Source organism: Isoptericola sp. NPDC056578 (assembly GCF_042793275.1).
In the GTDB taxonomy this organism is placed as follows: Bacteria; Actinomycetota; Actinomycetes; order Actinomycetales; family Cellulomonadaceae; genus Isoptericola.
Map to the genome: position 1 here is coordinate 63,344 of NZ_JBHTVC010000018.1, position 16,099 is coordinate 79,442.

General features: G+C 74.4%; 15 protein-coding genes. 6 read left to right on the plus strand and 9 right to left on the minus strand.

What is annotated here, in order from left to right:
* From ACFQ80_RS09565 to ACFQ80_RS09575, 3 genes are all read right to left on the minus strand, one after another.
* A partial coding sequence (locus ACFQ80_RS09565) for a hypothetical protein (RefSeq protein ID WP_430563483.1) occupies positions 1-1,741 on the minus strand: 1,741 nt, incomplete at its 3' end.
* Between the two features lie 83 nt (positions 1,742-1,824).
* Entirely contained in the window at positions 1,825-3,693 is a 1,869-nt protein-coding gene (locus ACFQ80_RS09570) for a hypothetical protein (protein ID WP_430563484.1), read from the minus strand.
* Between the two features lie 150 nt (positions 3,694-3,843).
* Positions 3,844-4,983, minus strand: a complete 1,140-nt coding sequence (locus ACFQ80_RS09575) for a VIT1/CCC1 transporter family protein (RefSeq protein ID WP_430551524.1) — start codon at positions 4,981-4,983, stop codon at positions 3,844-3,846.
* A 205-nt stretch (positions 4,984-5,188) separates the two neighbouring features.
* On the opposite strand from ACFQ80_RS09575, the gene ACFQ80_RS09580 reads away from it, so the two are divergent.
* Positions 5,189-5,803 carry a ribonuclease H gene (locus ACFQ80_RS09580; protein ID WP_430563485.1) on the plus strand — a complete coding sequence of 205 codons (615 nt, stop codon included), beginning with the start codon at positions 5,189-5,191 and terminating at the stop codon, positions 5,801-5,803.
* Positions 5,796-6,767, plus strand: a complete 972-nt coding sequence (locus ACFQ80_RS09585; RefSeq protein WP_430563486.1) for a DNA-3-methyladenine glycosylase family protein — start codon at positions 5,796-5,798, stop codon at positions 6,765-6,767. The genes ACFQ80_RS09580 and ACFQ80_RS09585 overlap by 8 nt, the downstream gene beginning before the upstream one ends.
* A 4-nt stretch (positions 6,768-6,771) precedes the next feature.
* Here ACFQ80_RS09585 and ACFQ80_RS09590 read toward each other — a convergent pair whose 3' ends face one another.
* The 4 genes from ACFQ80_RS09590 to ACFQ80_RS09605 form a co-directional block, all read right to left on the minus strand.
* The gene (locus ACFQ80_RS09590; protein ID WP_380244887.1) at positions 6,772-6,951 is read right to left on the minus strand and encodes a hypothetical protein; all 180 of its coding nucleotides are present in this window, start codon (positions 6,949-6,951) and stop codon (positions 6,772-6,774) included.
* Between the two features lie 154 nt (positions 6,952-7,105).
* On the minus strand, positions 7,106-7,777 hold the full coding sequence (locus tag ACFQ80_RS09595) for a DsbA family protein (RefSeq protein WP_430563487.1): 672 nt from the start codon (positions 7,775-7,777) through the stop codon (positions 7,106-7,108).
* 83 nt (positions 7,778-7,860) lie between these two features.
* On the minus strand, positions 7,861-9,330 hold the full coding sequence (locus tag ACFQ80_RS09600; RefSeq protein ID WP_430551520.1) for a flotillin family protein: 1,470 nt from the start codon (positions 9,328-9,330) through the stop codon (positions 7,861-7,863).
* Positions 9,331-9,386: 56 nt separating this feature from the next.
* Positions 9,387-9,860 (minus strand): NfeD family protein, encoded by a 474-nt coding sequence (locus ACFQ80_RS09605; RefSeq protein WP_430551519.1) that lies wholly within the window; start codon positions 9,858-9,860, stop codon positions 9,387-9,389.
* Between the two features lie 146 nt (positions 9,861-10,006).
* Between ACFQ80_RS09605 and ACFQ80_RS09610 the strand changes: the two genes are divergently transcribed.
* Positions 10,007-10,645 carry a histidine phosphatase family protein gene (locus tag ACFQ80_RS09610; protein ID WP_430551518.1) on the plus strand — a complete coding sequence of 213 codons (639 nt, stop codon included), beginning with the start codon at positions 10,007-10,009 and terminating at the stop codon, positions 10,643-10,645.
* A gap of 64 nt (positions 10,646-10,709) precedes the next feature.
* Positions 10,710-11,243: a PH domain-containing protein gene (locus ACFQ80_RS09615; RefSeq protein WP_430551517.1), complete on the plus strand. Its 534-nt coding sequence runs from the start codon at positions 10,710-10,712 to the stop codon at positions 11,241-11,243.
* 64 nt (positions 11,244-11,307) lie between these two features.
* Here the strand turns inward: ACFQ80_RS09615 and ACFQ80_RS09620 are convergent, their stop codons facing one another.
* Positions 11,308-12,156: a type II CAAX prenyl endopeptidase Rce1 family protein gene (locus ACFQ80_RS09620; protein ID WP_430563488.1), complete on the minus strand. Its 849-nt coding sequence runs from the start codon at positions 12,154-12,156 to the stop codon at positions 11,308-11,310.
* A gap of 168 nt (positions 12,157-12,324) precedes the next feature.
* Here ACFQ80_RS09620 and ACFQ80_RS09625 point away from each other — a divergent pair, with 168 nt between their 5' ends.
* Together ACFQ80_RS09625 and ACFQ80_RS09630 are read left to right on the plus strand one after the other, a co-directional pair.
* Entirely contained in the window at positions 12,325-13,605 is a 1,281-nt protein-coding gene (locus ACFQ80_RS09625; protein ID WP_430563489.1) for a sensor histidine kinase, read from the plus strand.
* A 4-nt stretch (positions 13,606-13,609) separates the two neighbouring features.
* Entirely contained in the window at positions 13,610-14,299 is a 690-nt protein-coding gene (locus tag ACFQ80_RS09630) for a response regulator (protein ID WP_430563490.1), read from the plus strand.
* Between the two features lie 37 nt (positions 14,300-14,336).
* Here the strand turns inward: ACFQ80_RS09630 and ACFQ80_RS09635 are convergent, their stop codons facing one another.
* Positions 14,337-15,782, minus strand: coding sequence for a DUF222 domain-containing protein (locus tag ACFQ80_RS09635; protein WP_430563491.1), 1,446 nt, complete (start codon positions 15,780-15,782; stop codon positions 14,337-14,339).
* Between the last annotated feature and the right edge of the window lie 317 nt (positions 15,783-16,099).

Consider the following 16,099-nt stretch of genomic DNA (forward strand, 5'->3'; position numbering starts at 1 on the left):
GGATGGTGTCGGTCGCGCTGTCCTCCAGCGCGTCGTCCAGCACCCCGTCGTCGGCGACGACGGAGTCCACGACGCCGTCCAGGTCACCGGCGGTCAGACCGCCCAGCGCGGCGTCGACGTCGTCGAGCAGGTGCCCCGCGACCTCGTCCGTCACACCGGCCTCGGGCTCGTCGGCACCCAGGACGTCGTCCACGACGCCGTCCTCACCGACCAGCCCGTCCACCGTGTCCTGCACCACCGGCTCGGTACCCAGCGCAGCGTCCAGCGAGCCCGCCGCGTCCGAGACTCCGGCCAGCACACCCTCGACCGTGGCATCGACATCCGTCAGCGCACCAAGGCCACCCAGCGACCCCAGATCACCGAGGTCACCCGGTCCAGCACCCGGCAGCTCACCGCCACCGAGACCAGGCAGACCATCCACGACACCGGTCAGGTCACCGACATCACCGAGGTCACCGAGGTCACCGAGGTCACCGAGGTCACCGAGGTCACCCAGGCCGTCGACCGACCCCAGGTCGTCGATCCCGGGAAGACCGTCGGTCGCGTCTCCCTCGAGCGCGTCGTCGACGAGGCCGTCGTCCGCGACGACGGAGTCCACGACGCCCTCCAGGTCACCGGCGGTGACGCCGTCGAGCGTGCCGTCGACGTCGTCGAGCGCGTGCTCCACGACCTCGTCGGTCACACCGGACTCGGGCTCGTCGGCACCGAGGACGTCGTCGAGGACGCCGTCCGCGCCGGCCACCGCGCCGAGAGCGCCGCCGGCGCCGTCGGCGACCCCGCCCACGGTGTCCTGCACCGCGGTGCCGGTACCGAGGACGCCGTCCACCGCACCGGTCGCCGTGTCGACGGTCTCGCCGACCTGCTCGAGCGCCGCGTCGACGCCCCGGTCCTCGAGCGCGTCGTCCACGACACCGCCGTCGGCGGCGACGTCGTCCACGACGCCCTCGACGTCACCGGCGGCGAGGTGTCCCGTCGCCTGCTCGACGTCGTCGACCACATGCTCGGTGACCTGGTCGGTCACGCCGGACTCGGGCTCGTCGGCGCCGAGGACGTCGTCCACGACACCACCGTCGCCGGTGACCCCGTCGACGGTGTCCCGGACGTCCGAACCGGTCCCGAGCGCCTCGTCGGCGGCTCCCGCCACGTCCGACACCACGTCGGACGCACGGTCCACGGTCTCGTCGACCGCGCCCCCGGCTCCTCGGTCCGCGGGCTGCGGCGTGCCGCCGTCACCCCGGTCGTCGCCGGCCGAGCCGCCGTCGGCGCCGTCGTTCCCGGAGTCGCCACCCGCCGGTTCGGCGGGCTGGTCCTCGATCGCGTCGTCGACGACGCCGTCGTCCCCGGCGACGTCCTCGACGACGCCCTGGACGTCGCCCGACTGCACGTCGTCCGCCGTCTGGTGCACGTCCTCGGCGACGGCGTCCACGAGGTCGTCGGTCGTCGTGTCGGACTCCTCATCCGGCCCGGCGACGTCGTCGACCGCGCCGTCGTCGCCGGCGACGGCATCGACCACCGCCTCGACGCCCTCCGTGTCGACCTCGGGGAGGTCCACGGGCGTGTCGAGCTCGGCATCGTTCGTCTCCTCGGAGACCTCGCTCAGGTGGAGGTCGACCGAGGTGTCCGCACCGACGGTGGCGTCGACGACGTCATCGTCCGCGGCTTGGGCCGTCACGGCCCCGGCGACCACGAGGCCGCCTGCGACGAGCGCGACTTTCAGCGCTCGTCGGACATGGGTATGCATGATCCGCTCCTGACTGGCGTGGTGCGCGGGAGGCGGATGCCGCCCGCGGTCGCAGTCGCGCGTGAGGGCGCGACGCGGCCACGTCAGGCGGGAGAGACGGGGATGTCGAGGGCGACCGCCGGGAGGCGGTCGAGCTGGTCGCCCGCGGGGGCGATCCACGCCCGCGCGGTGAAAGGGTCGCTGCCCGCGAGGTCGGCCGCGGCGTCGCCGCCCGACGCCCCGCGGACGCTCGAGGAGGGGCCAGACGGCGCGCTGCTGGCGGCGGGCGCCGACGGCGTGGCCGGCGCGGGCTCACGGTCGGCGGGGACGAGCGCCTGGTCGGCGGCGTCCAGCACGCTGCCGACGTCGGAGAGGAACGCCCCCGGCGCAGGCTCGAGGACGGCCGTGCTCACGACCGCGGGCTCGGACCCCGAGGTGGGGCGCGCACCCGGGGCGGCGGCGGCGACCTTCGTCGCGCGGCTGGCGGGAGCGGCCGGTCCCGGCGCCGGCTCGGCGGGGTCTTCCGCGGCGGGCAGCCCGAGCACGGGCTCCAGGGCCGGCAGCAGGACGGGCTCGACCACCGGAGCGACGGCGTCCACGACCGGCTCGACAACGGGCTGCAGCGTCCCGCCGACGGGCTCGACCACGGGAGCGAGCGCATCCACCACCGGGGCCGCCACGTCGAGGACCGGGTCGACGACAGGCTTCAGCGAACCCGTCACGGGGGACACCAGTCCGACGACGGGCTCGAGCACCGGGTCGAGCGTCCTCACGACCGGAGCGACGACGTCACCCACCCCGTCGGTGACGGGCGCGAGCGGACGCGTCACGTCGTGCACCACGTGGCCGACCGGCTCGAGCACCGGGGACAGCGACCGGGTCACGGGGGCCAGCGTCTCCGCGGCCGCGCCCGTCACGGGCTCGAGCGCCCCGCCGACCGGTCCGGTGATCTCCTCGACGACGCCCGCCACCGGGTCCACGACCGGCGACAGCGGGCTGAGGACCCCCTCGACCAGCGCCCCCACCGGCTCGGTCACCGCGCCGACGGGCGCCGTCACCGCCTCGACCGTGCGAGCGACGGGCTCCAGCACGGTGCCGCGCTCCGCGTGCTCGGCCGGTGCTTCGGTCTGCTCCGGCGCGGCGTCCGGCCGTGCCGCCTCGGCGGGGGCGGGCTGCTCGGACTGCTCAGGCACCTCGGACTGCTCGGGCTGCGGTTCGTCCGCCGGCTGCTCCTCGACGGCCAGTTCGCGAGCCAGGTCCTCGGCCGCCTGCTCGGCGGGCGCCACGACCTCGTCGTGCACCGCCGTGCGCAGCCGCTCGGACTTCTCACGGACCGGCGCCACGGCATCGTCGACCGCGTCACGCACACGTTCGGCCCGGCGGTCGGCCGACCGCTCACCGTCGTCGGCGGCAGGCTCGGCGGCCTCCGGCTCGACGGCGACGGGCGCCTCCGCCTCGTGCTTCTCCACCGAGCTCTTGTCCACCGCGGGCTTGTCCACCGCGGGCTTGTCCACCGCGGGCTTGTCCACCGCGGGCTTGTCCACCGCGGGCTTGTCCACCGCGGGCTTGTCCACCGCGGGCTTCTCCACCGCGGGCTTCTCCACCGCGGGCTTCTCCACCGCGGGCTTCGCGGGAGCATCCTCCTCGGCCGGGGACTGCGCGGCACGCTCACTCTCGACGGGCTCCTGAGCAGCCCGCTCGTGGCGCGGCTTCGGAGCGTCCGCGGCCTTCTCCTGCCCCCGCTCCGAGGGTCGAGACTCGCGGTCTCCCCGGTCGCCGTCGTCGTGGTCGGTCAGCGACCGGACCACGGACGTCAACGGGCCCTCGTGGCCGCCGTCGTCGGCTGACGCGGTGCCGGCGAGGGTGACGCTCAGCGCGGCGGCCCCGGCGAGCCCGACGGCGGCCCCGGCCACGCGCGCGACCCAGCGCCGGCGGCGTCCTGCCGCCGGAGCACGGTCCACGCTGCGTGTCACTCGGCCCCCTTCGATGCCACGCCGGGTCAGGCGCTGCTCCGTCATGACCCAGCTCACACTGTGACGCCCGAGCAACGGTCACGCAACAACAGCGGGTGAGACTTCACCCGGCGGCGGGTCCGACCACCCAGGCGTGACGCCGGTCGCGGGTCAGGCCACCGACGTGCCGAACAGCAGCCCCAGCGCGTAGGTGACGGCGGCGGCACCGAACCCGATGGCGAGCTGGCGCAGCGCGCGCGTCCACGGCGACGTGCCGGACAGCAGCCCGGTGATCGCGCCCGTGATCAGCAGCGACACGCCCACGAGCGCGGCGGCGACGGCGATCGCCGGGAAGCCGGTGAGCCCCAGCAGGTAGGGCAGCACGGGGATGATCGCGCCGGACGCGAAGAAGCAGAAGCTCGAGATCGCCGCCCCCCACGCGGTGCCGTGGGTCTCGAGGTCCGCCTGCTCGTCGACGGCCGGCGCGTCGTCATCGAGGTCCGACGCCACCGCTCCCGTGGCGGCCAGCCCGGCCAGCACGTGGTCGGCCCGGCCCTGCGCCTCGTCGGACGACATGCCCCGGGCGCGGTAGACGAGCGCCAGCTCGTTGGCGTCGACGTCGAGGTGCGGCAGCACGGTGGCGCTCTTCGGGTCGGGGGTGGACGCCTCGAGCAGCTCGCGCTGCGAGCGCACGGACACGAACTCGCCGGCGCCCATGGACAGCGCGCCGGCGAGCAGCCCGGCGACGCCGGTGAGGAGCACGGTCTGCGACGAGACGCCGGAGGCGCCGATGCCGAGCACGAGCGCGAGGTTGGAGACCAGGCCGTCGTTGGCGCCGAAGACGGCGGCGCGGAACGTGCCGGACATCCGGTTGCGTCCGCGGGAGGCGAGCGCGCGCACCACCTCCTCGTGGATCTGCTCGTCCGCCGCCATCGTGGCGGTCGCGTGCTCGTCGGCGTCGTACGACGAGCGGGCCTCCGCCCGCTGCGCGAGCGCGAGCACGAAGACGCCGCCGAACCGCCGCGCGAGGAGACCGAGCATGCGGGTGCGCAGGTCACCGCGCAGCGGCCGGCCGACGTCGTCGCCCAGGAGGTCGAGCCAGTGCTGCTCGTGCCGCTTCTCGGCGTCGGCGAGCGCGAGGAGGATGGCGCGCTCCTCGCCGGTGCGCCGGCGGGCGAGGTCGCGGTAGGTGGCGGCCTCGGCGCGCTCGTCGGCCAGGTAGCGGCGCCACTTGCGGATGTCGGCCGGGCGGCGCGCGGGGCGGTCGGGCGCGGGCGGGTCGGTTTCGGGCATGGCGGAGCCGTCGGTCATGTCGTCATGATCATCGCTGGAGACGCCTCCTGGGTTCCGGGCGGAGCCGCCGCGTCTTCCGGGGCCGCGCGCCCGAGTTTTCGGCCGTCCGCAGCCCGCCCGCCCCTCGCTCTTCGGGCGGCGGCGTGGACAGGGCCCCGAGTGTCACCGGCACGGGGCACAATGGGGGCGGCAACCAGGGGCTCGGACACTGGGAGACTCCGGCGTGATCATTGTCAGCACTGACGGCTCGTGCCTCCGCAATCCCGGGGGCGCGATCGGCTGGGCGTGGATCGCCCACGAGGGCGGCCGCTTCGACTCGGGCGGCGCCGCGTCCGGCACCAACCAGGTCGCGGAGCTCACCGCGCTCCTGCGCGCGATCGAGGCGCATCCCGGGGCAGAGCCGCTCCTCATCGAGTCGGACTCGCAGTACGCGATCCGGTGCGCGTCCGAGTGGATCCACGGGTGGAAGCGGAAGGGCTGGCGCACCGCGTCCGGCGACCCCGTGAAGAACCTCGAGCTGATCCGCACCATCGACGCCGCGATCACCGGCCGGGAGGGCCCCGTCCGGTTCCGGTGGGTACGCGGCCACGTGGGCAACCCGTTCAACGAGCGCGCCGACCAGCTCGCCGGCCTCGCCGCGCAGGACTGGGCCGCCGGCCGCGGCGGCGTCGACGAGCTGCTGCTCACGGAGGACGCCGGCGCGGGCACCTCCCCGCGCGAGGACGGCGCGGAGCGCCCCGCCGCACGGCCCGCGCGCGACGCGGATCCCCTTCGCGACGTCGCGCCCGTCGGTGCGCGCGGCGACACCGGCTGGGAGCTCGGAACGCTCTTTGACTAACGCACCCCCTCTGACCAGCGCGGCGACCGTGCCGTCGCCGGCCGCACGACCGACGGCCGACGTCACGGTGGAGCACGCGTCGGAGCGGCCGCTCGACCTCGGGCTGACGCTCAGCCCGCTGCGGCACGGCGCCTACGACCCGACGTTCCGACGCACCCCCGACGGCGTGTTGTGGCGCACCACCCTGATGCGTACCGGGCCGGTCACGCAGCGGTTCGTCGCGACGGGCGCGCGCACCGTCGTCGTGCAGCACTGGGGGCCGGGCTCAAGGGAGGCCGCCGACGCCGTGCCGGAGCTGCTCGGCGAGGGCGACGACATCTCGGCCTTCAGACCACCACCGCAGGCCCACGACGCCGCGCGCCGCACCCCCGGGCTGCGGATGTGCCGCAGCGGACGGGTGCTGGAGGCTCTGGTGCCCGCCGTCCTCGAGCAGAAGGTGCAGGTCGTGACGGCGCACCGCGCATGGCGGTGGCTCGTCGCCCGGCACGGCTCGCCCGCGCCGGGGCCCGCCCCGGAGGGGCTGCGCGTGGTGCCGTCCGCGCGCGGCTGGGCCGCCGTCCCGACCTGGGACTGGCACCGCGCCGGGGTCGACCCGCGTCGGGCGGCGACGGCCGTGCGGTGCGCCCAGGTCGCGGCGCGGCTCGAGGACGCGGCCGGGATGCCTGCCGACGAGGCGCGCGCCCGGCTCGAGAAGGTGCCCGGCGTCGGGGTGTGGACGTCCGCCGAGGTGGCGCAACGCGCGTTCGGCGACGCGGACGCCGTGTCCGTGGGCGACTTCCACCTCGCCGGCGCGGTCGGCTGGGCGCTCACCGGCGAGCGCACCGACGACGAGGGGATGCTGCGCCTCCTCGCACCGTATGCCCCCCACCGGCACCGGGTGGTGCGGCTGCTGTTCCTCGACCGCAGGCCGCAGGCTCCGCGTCGGGGCCCGCGGCTGTCGATCGCGGACTACCGCGCGATATAGCCGGTCAGTCCGGCAGGCTGCACACGCCGTCCACGCAGACCGCGCCGTCGTCGCCCAGCAGCTGAAGCGGGCGTTCGTCCGCGCCGTGGTGGGGTGCCGCCGCCTCGGCCGCGCTGACGGTCATCAGCGTGGTGCGGCGCGGGTTGGCGATCGAGCGGTACGAGCTCTCGGTGGCGTCGTTCATGTTTCTCCTCCAACGGAACCACTGCCGCGGGACGACCGGGCGGGGTGGGCCCGAGACCGCGGCGCCCGCGACGGTGCGGGCTGGCCTCGATTCTCGGTGATACTGCGTCTCACGGCCAGGGCTGGCGGTGTGAGATGCGCCTCGCTCGCCCGGCTCAGGCCTCCGCGAGCACCTGGTCGAGCACCTGGACGAAGACGTCCGGGTCCTGCGCGCCGGACACGCCGTAGCGGCCACCGAGCACGAAGAACGGGACGCCGTTGATGCCGTACGCGCGGGCGCGGGCGATGTCGTCCGCGACGGCCTCGGCGTAGGTGCCGGCGTTCAGCGCGACCACGACGGCCTCGCGCTCCAGGCCGACCTCGACGGCCAGGTCGGCGAGGTCCTCGACGTGGCCCACGTGCTCGCCCTCGGTGAAGTACGCGCGCAGCAGGCGCTCCTTCATCTCGTCCTGCTTGCCGAACGCCTTGGCGAGGTGCAGCAGCTCGTGCGCCTTGAGCGTCTTCGTGTGCTTGACCTGGTCCATCCGGTAGGTGAGGCCCTCGGCGGCGGCGAGCGCCGTCACCTGGTCCTGCATCTGCTGGGCGGTCTCCAGCGGGATGCCCTTGTGGTTGGCGAGGAACTCGGTGGCCGTGCCCTCGAAGTCGACGGGGGTGTCGGGCGAGAGCTCGAACGAGTGGTACTCGACCTCCACCTCGGGGGCGGCGCCGTCGCGCTCCGCCATCCGCTGCAGCGCGGACTCGAAGCGGCGCTTGCCGATGTAGCACCAGGGGCACGCGACGTCCGACCAGACGTCGACCTTGAGGGGGGTGTTCTCGATAGCGGTCACGGACGTACGAACGCCCCGCCGCGGGAGGCGATTCCCGCGGCGGGGCGTGTCGTGCGTCGCAGACGCCGACGAACGACGGCGCGTCAGTTGAGCGGCGCGGCCTCGTCCGACTTCGTCGGCAGCTGCCCGCCGGCGATGCCCGCGATGAGCTGGTGGATGTCCACGCCCGTCAGCTGCTTGACGACGCCCTGACCCTCGCCGAGCACGGACGCGACCGTCTTGGTCACCGCCGACGCGCCGTCCGTGGAGACGACGGTCATGCCCTGGATCGAGCCGATCGGCTCGGCCGCGGCGCGGACGATCTCGGGCAGGCGCTCGATGAGCTCCTGCACGAGCGCGGCCTCGCCGTACTTCTTCAGCGCCTCGGCCTTGGCATCCGTGGCGACGGCCTCGGCGCGCCCCTCGGCCTCGACCGCGAACGCCTTCGCCTCACCCTCGGCCTTGATGCCGGCGGCCAGCGCGATCTGCCGGTCACGCTCTGCCTCACCGGCCCGGCGCACGGCCGCGGCGGAGGCCTCGGCGTCCTGGATGGCGGCCGTCTTGTTCGCCTCGGCGATGGTGGTGCGCTTGAACGCGTCGGCCTCGGTGGCGGCGTTCGCGGCGTCACGACGGGCCGTGGCCTCCTGGACCTCGGCGTACGCCTTGGCCTCGGCGGGCTTGCGGATCTCGATGTCGAGGCGCTCCTGCGTCACGCGGGCCTGCTCGGCCAGCGCCTCGCGCTCCTGCTGCGCCACGAGCCGGTCCTGCTCCGCGCGCGCGAGCTGGCCCGCGGCGTCGGCGTTGGCGTTGGCGCGGTCCGTGTCGGCCTTGATCGCGGCCTTCTTGAGGTCGAGCGCCTTCTGCCGCTCGGCGATCTGCTCGGCCGCCTCGATGACGGCGAACTCGGACACCCGCCGGGCCTCCGCCTCGGAGACCTCCGCGACCTGGAGCGCGCGGGCGCCCTCGGCGCGACCCAGGTTGGACAGGTAGTCCGACCCCGGCGTCGAGATGTCGGAGATGTTGAGCAGGTCGACCTGCAGGCCCTGCTCCGCCAGGTCGGTCTTGGTCGACTCGACGACGCGGTCCGACAGACCCTTGCGGTCGGAGATGATCTGCTCGATCGTCATGTCGCCGACGATGGAGCGCAGCGAGCCCTCGAGGGACTCCTTGATGATCTCGGTGAGCATCTCCTGCTGGGAGAGGAAGCGCTGTGCCGCGCGCCGCACGCCCTCGTCGTCGCCCCGCACCTTGAAGTTGATCGACGCCTTGATGGCGATCTTGATGCGGTTCTTGTCGACGCCCTCGACGGTGATGCCGATCTGCCGCTGCTCGAGCGAGATCGCGAAGCCCTGCTGGAGGATCGGCCAGACGAACGTGCGGCCGCCGATGACGACGCGCTGGCTCTGGGCGGCGGACTCCTTCTTGCCGGCGCCGCGGCCGACGATGACGAGGGCCTGGTTCGGCGGGACCCGGCGGATCCGCTGGGCGACGAAGATGCCCACCGCGAGGAACGCCACCACGAGGGCGAGCACCGCGATCGTGGTGATGAAGCTGCTGTCGGTCGAGTCGAACATGGTGCGCGCCGGAGCGCGTCTCCTTCCGGTCGGTGCTGCGGGGTCCTAGGGAGAGGTCAGCGGGCCTGCGGGCCGGGGACCCCGACGCGCACGGTGGAGCCGGAGTGCTCGAGCACCACGACGCGGGACCCGGCCGCGATGGGCTCGTCGGAGCGGGCCAGGCGACGCTCGAGCTCGCTCGGGACGTCGAGCGAGACCTCGCCCGACGTCGCCGTCACGGCCGTCGTCGCCGTACCGTGCGCACCCACGAGCGAGACGACGACGCCGTCGTCGCTCGACGCGAGCCGCCGGACCAGCACCTGCGCCAGGACGACGGCCAGAAGACCGACGACCGCGGAGGCCACGTACGCGATCCACGAGGCGAGGTCGTTGGCGACGACGATCGTGCCCACGGCGCCGAAGACGACCGCGCCGACCCCGAGCGACGTGCCCGACAGCGCCCCGTCGCCGAGGTCGACCAGCTCGCCGACGAGGAGCGACACGAGCAGCAGGACCATCCCTGCGGCGCCGATGAGAACGAAGACGAGCACGGGCGGCCTCCCCGAGTGGCGAGTGATGAAGATGTGACGGTCCTGTGACGGCGACGACACCCTAGCGAACTCTGGGCGGTTCCTGGAAAGCCTGTCCACAGCGCCGTCCGGGTGCCGTCGCCGCAGGTCTGCGTGATGCTCGGAGCATGCCTCTCGTGCCGAGCAAGGACCCGCAGCTCGTGCTCCTGCGCCACGGCGAGACGGAGTGGAGCGTGAGCGGCCAGCACACCGGTCGCACCGACATCGCGCTCACCCCGGCCGGCGAGGAACAGGCCCGGACCGCCGGACGGGCGGTGGCGGGCATCGCGTTCTCCGCCGTCTACGCGTCGCCGCTCGAGCGCGCCCGCCGCACGGCCGCGCTGGCCGGCCACCCGGACGCCGTCGTCGACCCCGACCTCGCCGAGTGGGACTACGGGCCCGTGGACGGCCGCACCAGCGCCGACGTCGGCGCCCTCCTCGGCCACCCGTTCCAGATCTTCGACGACGGCGTGCGCGTGCTGCCGCCCGACCCGGAGCACGGCGACGGGCGGCCCGGGGAGCTCCTGGAGGACGTCGCGGCCCGCGCCCGGCGCTTCGTGGAGCGCGCCGACGCGACCCTGCGCGACGGCGGGAACGTGCTGGCCGTGGCCCACGGCCACCTGCTGCGCGTGCTGGCGACCGCGTGGCTCGGCATCGACCCGCGCTTCGGGTCCCGCCTGGAGCTCGGCACCGCCGCGATCTGCCAGCTCGGGTACGGCCACGACCTGCGCACCATCGAGGGCTGGAACCTGCCGCCGCACGTCTGAACGGCCCTGCACCGCGCTGAGCAGCGACGTCGCGCCCCGACCGGCGTCTGGCACGATGTGCGCCATGGCGCTGAACGACGACGACCTCATCGACGGCGAGCGCGTGGTCATGGACCTGCACGAGCACGCGAAGGCCGTGGTGTGGCCGTTCCTGCTCCTGCTCGTGCTGCTCGTCGCCGCCGCGTTCTCCTTCGTCGTCCCGATGGACGACGTGGTCCGCTGGATCGTGCTCGGACTGCTGCTCGTCGTCGCCGTGGTGTGGGTGCTCGTGCCGTGGCTCAGGTGGCGCACCACCTCGTGGACCGTCACCACCAAGCGCATCGCCATGCGCTCCGGCATCGTCACCCGCGTGGGCCGCGACATCCCGCTCTACCGCATCAACGACGTCGCGCTCGAGAAGGACCTCCTGGACCGGCTGCTCGGCTGCGGCACCCTGCAGGTCTCCGACGCCACCGAGAAGGCGGGCATGGTGCTGCGCGACGTCCCCCGCGTCGAGCGCGTGCAGGTGCAGCTGCAGGAGCTGCTGCACGGCGCCGACGACGGCTCGGACGACGGCGAGTGGCCGCCGACCGAGCCGCCGCGCGGACGCCGTCGCTGAGTGACGGAGCAGCGTCCCCGGCCGATGCCTTCGGGAAGCTCCGCATCCAGGCGCCCGTGCGGCGCTACCCGCTGAGACCGCGCCTCCCGTACCGCGGGCGGACCAGCGTGATCCACGCACAGGCGACACCCATCGGGAGCAGGGTCAACGCCGTCACCGCGATGCCGTCCAGCGTGCCTCCCTCGTCGGCGGCCAGGGTCGTCGCGGTCAGCAACGACAGCACCATGTTGTTGCCCGCGTGGGCCAGGCTCGACGTCCAGACCGTCCCCGAACGCAGGCGCAGCCAGGTCAGCAGGATCTCTTGGAGCACGAAGGAGGCCGTCCACACCGCCAGGCCCAGAAGGACGTGCGAGAACTCGACGTACCCGAGAAAGGCCAGCGGGTAGTGCCACACCGCCCAGATCAGACCGGTCAGCAGGGTGGACGCCCAGGGCCGGTGCGGCACCAGCCGCAACCGTAGGTACGAGGTCCAGCCGAACTCCTCGCCCCAGTACAGCGGGGTGATCACGAGGGCGAGCGCCTGGAGGCCGACGACCGTCACCCACCAGGGGGTTCCGCCCGCGCCGACCATGCTCGTCGACGGTGCCCAGAGGCCGAGCACCGCGGCGGCGAACAGGGTCCCGGCGGTGAGCGCGAGCGGGCCCCACCAGGCGATGAGGTAGTGCGGCCAGGCCTTGCGCCACCGCGGCCTGAGTCCCGCGTCCGCGAAGCCCTCGCGGGTCACCCACCGTCGCACGACGACGGCCGCCACAGCGGGGGCGAAGGCGAACGGGAGCTGGACCAGCGGGTCCACCACGGACCAGCCCAGCACCAGGCGAGCGACGAGGACGTACCCCCACGCCGGGACGAAGGCGAGCACCAGGAACCAGACGAGTCCGCCGGTCGGCGACGTCGTGCGAGGGGACGAGGGCATGGGGAGACGTGGTCCTTTCCGGAGGGCTGAGGGCACCGATCGATCGTCGCGTCCACGCGCGCGTCCGGAATCCCCACCGAGAGCGAGATCTCGCTCGCACGAAGGGGTGGACCGCACCTCCCTCCCCTGGGGGAGGTACGCCCGGTCGTCGACGGCGAGACTTGGCGCGTGCCGACCCTGACCCACCGCCTCTTCGGGCCCACAGCGCTCCACGCTGCGGGCTACACCGTCGCCGGCCTCGCCCTCGCCATGCTGCCGACACCGTTCGCGCTCGTCGCAGGGCTCGCCGTCCCGATGCCCCCGTCCGGCCGCGTCCTCATCTTCGTGGGCGTCTGGGCCACCCTGCTCGTCGCCGTCGGCCTGATCCCGGTGGTGCACGACGCCTACGTCCGCGTCACCGACCGGCTGCTCGGCACGAACCTGGGCGCGGTGCGGCCGGCCGGCGGCAGGCGGGTGGGGACAGGTCTGTGGACCCTCGTGCACGCCGTTGCCGCCTGTCTCGCCTGCGGGGTGTGCTTGCTGCTCGTCCTGACCGCCGTCGCTCCTCTCGTCGTGTGGCTCGACGGCGGCGGGAGCATGGCCCTCCTCCGCGGGCAGGTGACCGTCCCGGCGGGGCCGGCCGGCGCATGGACGGTCGTGCTGGCGCTGCTCTGCGGCCTCCTCGCCGCCGCCGCGAACGCACTCGTCGGCGCGGCCCTGCGCACCTGGGCGCCGCTCCTGCTCGGCCCGCGCCAGGACGACCTGGTCACCGCGGCCGAGGAGCGCGCGGCGGTGCTTGCCGAGCGCAACCGTCTCGCGCGCGAGCTGCACGACTCGATCGGGCACACCCTGACCGCGTCGACGATCCAGGCGGCCGTGGCCTCGCGCCTGGTGGACGTCGAGCCACACGCGGCGCGAGCGGCGATGGCGAGCATCGAGCAGAGCTCGCGGGTGGCGCTGGAGGACCTCGATCACGCGCTCGGTCTGCTGCGCGACGAGTCGGCCGCCCCACGGCGCCCACAGAGGACTCTCGCCGACCTCCCGGAGCTCCTCGATCATGTGCGGCGCGCCGGGACCCCGGTGAGCGCAGAGCTCGGGCCCGACGCGACCTCCGTCCCGGCCACGATCTCGCGGGAGGCGTACCGGATCGTCCAGGAGGGGTTGACGAACGCGATGCGGCACGCGAGACGGGCTCCGGTCCGCGTGTCGGTCGAGGTGACGGCCGCCGCCCCGGGCGGACAGCTGACGATCGAGGTGGCGAACCCGATGCCGGCAGGGTCAGCACGCGCCGGACGCGTCGGAGCGGGGCCACGAGAGGAGGCACGTCACGGTGGCGGCCACGGTCTTCGCGGCGTGGCGGAGCGGGCGCGCACGCTGCGAGGAGCAGCGACCTTCGGCCCGGTCGACAGGCCGGAGGGACCGGAATGGCGCCTCTCGGCCCGACTGCCCCTGTCGACAGGGCGGGGGTGACGGCGTGCGCGTGCTGATCGTGGACGACGAGGAGCTCACCCGGAGAGGGTTGCGGGCCCTGTTGTCGCTGGAGCCCGACATCGAGGTGGTGGGAGAGGGCGCGGACGGCGCGGAGGTCGTACCGCTGGTGCTGAGCCTCCGCCCGGACGTGGTCCTGATGGACGTGCGGATGCCGGTGATGGACGGGATCGCGGCGACGGTCGCGCTCCGTGATGCCGTGCTGCGCGAGACGGCACCGCGCCAGGATGCGCCGGGGCCGCCGAGGGTCGTCGTGGTGACGACGTTCGAGAACGACGAGTACGTCTACGACGCGCTGCGCGCGGGCGCCGACGGGTTCCTGCTGAAGCGGGCACCGGCGGAGCGGATCGCGGCCGCCCTCCGTCTCGTGGTCTCCGGCGAGACCCTGCTGTTCCCCGAGGCCGTGCGTCGCCTGGCACTGGCACGCCCCGCCGCGGTGGAGACCGTTCCCGAGGGAACGCTGACGGCCAGGGAGCTGGACGTGCTGCGACTCATGGCGGGCGGGCTGTCCAACCAGGACATCGGCGCTCGGTTGTACGTGACCGTGGAGACCGTGAAGACGCACGTGGGGAACGTTCTGGCCAAGCTCCGTGCGACCAACCGGACGCAGGCAGTGGTCATGGCCTACGAGTCGGGCCTCGTGGAGCCCGGGAGAGCAGGGAACGTCCTGCCCTGATCCACCGCCGAGGTCGGTCCCGGAGCACGCGGTCTGTTCAGAACGGCGGCAACGGTCCCTCACCAGGCCGGCCGCACGCGTCGAGGCCCCCGGCCGGCGGGTCCTGGTCGCGTGAGATCTGGTGAGGCGGGATCTCGTCAGGTGGTCCATGGACGACGGGCGGCCGGTCGAACCGGTGACCGGTAGGGGCTGTCCACGTGGTGCGCCCGTCGACCGGGTCGCGTTCGACCCGCCACCCGCCGACCGTCTTGGCGCGGTGGTGGGTGCGGCACAGCGCGTGCAGGTTGCCGCCGTGGGTCTGCGGGGCGTCGGACGCGGGGTCGAAGGGTTCGACGTGGTCGAGGTCGGAGCTCGCGGCGGCGGGCACCCGGCAGCCGGGGAACGTGCACGTGACGTCCCGCGCGACGACGGCCGCCCGCAGCGCCGCGCTCGGCCGGTAGGCGCGGGACGACAGATCCGTGAGCACCCCGCTGCCCGGGTCGGTGAAGAGGCGCTGCCAGACGGCGTCCGGGTCGGACGCGAGCGTCCGCGCCATCTCTGCCGGGATCGGCCCGTGCCCCGCCAGGATCGCGGGCAGGTCGTCCGAGCCGAGCAGCGTCGACGCCGCGACCGTCACCCGGATGCCCGCGCGCGAGCGCGACGCGAGCACCGGCCCGCCCACGTCCCCGCCCGGCGAGGTGCCGCCGCCGGCGGCCCGTACAGATGCAGCCAGCTCGGTCGCGGACTGCCCCGTCGCGGACTGCCCCGTCGCGGACTGCCCCGTCGCGGACTGCCCCGTCGCGAGCTGCCCGGTGACGAGCGCGGTGAGGGCGTCGGCCCGGCACTCGTCGAGCCGTCGCGCCTCTCCCGGCGCGCGGCGCATCGCGAGCCCGGCGTCGTCGATGGCGGCGAACGCGCGGGCGGCGTCGTCCGCCGGGAGGTACGCGGTGAGGTAGGCCATCGCGTCGTCCACGGGCTCGAGCCGGACGAAGCGCTCGGCGCGCGCGGCGCGGTGCCGGGCGTCCGAGCCCTCCGGGTCGGCCTCGATCTCGGCCCGCCGCAGCCGCGCGCGGATCTGCGGCACGGTGAGGTGCTCGGCGTCGGGCAGCAGGCTGGTGACCACCTCGCGACGGACGTCGTCGGACAGCCGCCCCGCCTCGATCAGCGCTTCGGCCTTGCGCCGGTCGACGACGCCCGCGGCGAGCGCGTCCGCGACCTCGGGCAGCCGGGAGGTCCCGTGCGCCACCGTGACGTGCTGCGCAGCCGCGTGCCGGGTCAGCCCGAGCCGCGCCGCGACGGCGTCCACCACGAACTCGTGCCGCGAGGACCCGCTCGTGCGCTCCAGCATCTCCGCCAGCACCCGTGCAGACCCCGCCTGCGCCCACGCGGCGACCCGCTCCCAGGCGGCCAGCACCTCGAGGATCGTGAAGTCGTCCAGCTCGGCCTCGTCCAGCGCAGCCAGCGTGCCCGCGAGGTCCGGACCCGGGCGGGCGTCGTCCAGCACGGCGAGCAGCGGACGATCCCGACCGACGCGAGGCCCCACCGCGTCGGCGGCCTCGCCGGCACCCGGACGGTCGGGCGCTGCGCCAGGAACCGATCCGCCGAAGATCGCACCGCCCGGGGCGGTCCCACCGGAGAGCACCAGGTCGATCGGCGCCCACCGCACATCGACGACGTGGTCACCGATCGGATCGGCACGGCGCACCGATGCGGCGTCGTCCAACCTGACGTCATCCCCTCTGAGCTCGTCCAACCCGGCGTCGAGCAATCCGGCGAGGACGTGTTCGAGGACCGTCGCGCGCGCCGCCGTGACGTGCGGCG